The sequence below is a fragment of the Vulcanococcus sp. genome (assembly GCF_044369115.1).
Taxonomy (GTDB): Bacteria; Cyanobacteriota; Cyanobacteriia; order PCC-6307; family Cyanobiaceae; genus Vulcanococcus.
Map to the genome: position 1 here is coordinate 1 of NZ_JBIPMN010000252.1, position 2,641 is coordinate 2,641.

The 2,641-nt window shown below is 66.0% G+C and carries 2 protein-coding genes; one reads left to right on the forward strand and one right to left on the reverse strand.

The window, feature by feature from the left end; genetic code table 11:
* Positions 1-27 precede the first annotated feature (27 nt).
* Entirely contained in the window at positions 28-1,374 is a 1,347-nt protein-coding gene (locus ACIQ2E_RS14065) for a hypothetical protein (protein ID WP_398331868.1), read from the reverse strand.
* A gap of 53 nt (positions 1,375-1,427) precedes the next feature.
* Here ACIQ2E_RS14065 and ACIQ2E_RS14070 point away from each other — a divergent pair.
* The coding region (locus ACIQ2E_RS14070; RefSeq protein ID WP_398331871.1) for a glycosyltransferase family 4 protein at positions 1,428-2,641 on the forward strand (1,214 nt) is incomplete at its 3' end.

Here is a 2,641-nt window from a genome sequence, read left to right on the forward strand (position 1 = left end):
GCTGCGGCTTCTTCTTGCAGCGATCGGTCAGCCATCGGTTCTCCAGTGCCATTGATCGGCCAACCAGCTGGCGGCGTCCTGCAGCCGATCACTGCGGAACCGGTAGCGAGCCCGAGGGCCCTCCTCCAGGTCTTCGCTGAAGTGCGTGGGTAGCCACAAAGGCTCAAGGCCCCCCAGCCCTCCCCAGGGATGGCGGCCTTCCCGGCTGCGCCAACTGCCCGAATGCACCACCCCCGGCACAACCTCCTGACACCAGCCCAGCTTGTGCTGCACCGTTCCCTGATGGCAGAGATAGCCATCTGCAGCCTGGCCCAGGGCAATGCTCTCCGCCAGGCTCAGGCCGATGGCCTCCTGCACCGGCAGCTCCAATCCATCCAGGGCAGTCCTGATCTCGACGGCCTGCTGCCGCTCTTCCTCCAGCATCTCCGCCACGCTGGAGCCGTAGTAGTGGTTGGCCAACGTGTCGCCGTGCTGGATCGAGAAGCCATCCAGCAGCAACAGTGGCAAAGGCTGCCCGCGCTGGGCCAGTTCCCGCATCCAGGCGGCCACCAGGGCCGGCAAGCCATCAGCGCAGGCTCCCCGTGTTTTGAGGCTTACCCACAGCACGCGGCCGCCACCAGCTCGCCAGGCCTTCAGGCCGTCCAGCAGAGCGTGGGCGCTGGGGCCCAGGCTCTGCTCACAGAACAGGCGGATGCGCTGACGCATGGCCCCGGGGAGCCGCTCAGGCCGCTGGCTCAAGGGCAGCTCAAACACCTCCCCAAGCACCATCACATCAGCGGACCCGCACCAGTTGCATGAGGGGTGGAGCGCACGCACAGGCCCAAACGGTTCCTGGCCCAGCCACTGCAGGGGGGCTTGGCTGCCAGCCAGTTCCTCCAGGGCCGAGAGCACATTCAGCAGCTGATGGGCAAAGTTTGGATGGCCCTCGAGGATCAGCTGCCGATTCCGCTGGTCATCGAGCACATCGGGCCAGGGTTTGCTGGTGGCCAGCTGCGGCAGCAGTTCAGCTAGGGCCAACAGAAACCATTGAGCTGGCGCCAGGGAACTGGGAAGCAACAACAACACCTGCTCCCTCAGCAGGTAGAGAGCCTCCAGCTCGTGGCCACCGCCCAGCCAACCAGGCAACAGCAGGGCCCGGCGATCTCGGTGCTGCAGCACATAGCCGAACACAAGCCCTTTTCGCACACTCAGCTGGGTGGCCAACTCCCCGTCCCCCCAGGGAGAGGGGAACACCAGCTGCCCTGCCAGCCAGGCCTGACCCTGCCAACTGGTCGACCAATGGCGCCGATCGCAGCGCTGGCGCCACTGCCGCCAGCGCTGGCCAAAGGGCTCCCATTCCGGCGGCGTCTCACCATTGAGATGGATCACCTGCATGGCATGTTCCGCGGGCATTGGCGTTTAGTTTGCCGCTATTGGTGAACTCCTCCGTGTCGAACGTCGGCCTACGCCTCAACCTCTGGGGACATCTCAGCGGGGGCTTCGGGCTGGGTGAGGGGGCCCGGGCCACGGCCCGGGCCCTGAAGGCTGCCGGTGTGATTGTGCAGTGGCGCGATCTGCCGCTCTCCACCCATCCGAATGATCAGCCATTGCTGGACAGCAGCCAGAAACCGCTGCCGGCAGCGATCGATCTGATCCACACCAATCCCAACGTGCTGCAGCACACCGACGGCTTGGTCGAGCGGCTGCAGCTGGAGGCCCCGCTGCGCATCGGCTACTGGGCCTGGGAGTTGGAGCAGTTCCCCCATGGCTGGGAGCGGGGCTTTGCAGGCCTCGATCAGCTGTGGTGCCCGTCGTCCTTCACAGCCACCAGCCTGGGCCTGCGCAGTCCAGTGCCCGTCAGCCCACTGCCTCACCTGCTCGACTGGCCCCGGGCGGAGCGGTTGCGGGCCCTGCGGGCTGCCACGCCGCGGGGGGGGCGCCCCTTCACTTGCCTGTTTGCCTTTGATTTCTGGAGCACTGTGGGTCGCAAGAACCCCTACGGCGTGATCGATGCCTTCCAGCAGGCCTTTCCACGCCGCCAGAGTTGGCTGCAACGCAGCCCGGAGGCCCGTCTTGTTCTCAAATTGGCCAGCAGCAAGCAATTTCCGCAGGCCACAGCTGCACTGCGCGAACGGATCGCCAGTGACTCCCGCATCAGCCTGATCAGCGAGCATCTGTCGGCCCATGAGTTCGACGCGCTGTATGCCAGCACTGACGCGCTGGTGAGCCTGCATCGCGCAGAGGGCTTTGGGCTCTCGCTGGCTGAAGCCATGGCCGCAGGGGTCCCAGTGGTGGCCACTGGCTACTCCGGCAATCTCGATTTCATGCCTCCAGGCAGTGCTGAACTGATCCCCTATACCCTCTCGCCGATCAAGCGCACGGAGGGCGACTACCGCGCTGGTTGGCGATGGGCCGAGCCCGACCTGGAGTCGGCAGCCAGAGCCCTGCGTCGCCTGGCTGAACAACCCACCCAGGCAACAATCCTGGGCGAACGGGGGCGCGATGCCGTGCGCGAACAGCTGGCACCGGAACGGCTAGCGGCGATTGTGAGGCAGCGCCTTGGCACGCTGCTGCTATCCGCCGGTCGAGCTGAGCTGCTCGCAGCGCTGCCAGCACAGCATCCGTTACGCCAACTCGAGGGGGGCTGGAACGCTCAACAACT